The 237-nt window shown below is 64.6% G+C and carries 1 protein-coding gene; it reads left to right on the top strand.

Going from position 1 to position 237, the window contains the following annotated elements:
* A partial coding sequence (locus CN601_RS26645; RefSeq protein WP_142317414.1) for a DUF1565 domain-containing protein occupies nt 1–237 on the top strand: 237 nt, incomplete at both ends.

Below are 237 nucleotides of genomic sequence, written 5' to 3'. Positions count from 1 at the left end.
CTTCCTACGCCGTCCCGGCCAACGCCATCTACGTTGCCCCGTCGTCCTCGGGCGCGCAGTCGGGCACCAAGTCGAACCCCTACACCTCGCTGCAGAAGGCCATTGACGCCGCGGCCGATGGCCAGACCATCGTGCTGCGTGCAGGCACCTACCACCAGAGCGCCAAGGTTCCCTACGGCAAGGACAAGCTGACCATCCAGAACTACCCGGGCGAAAAGGTCTGGATGGATGGCACCA

This window comes from Bacillus sp. AFS017336 (genome assembly GCF_002555445.1).
In the GTDB taxonomy this organism is placed as follows: domain Bacteria; phylum Bacillota; class Bacilli; order Bacillales; family Bacillaceae_G; genus Gottfriedia.
This window is presented reverse-complemented; position numbering and strand designations above follow the sequence as displayed.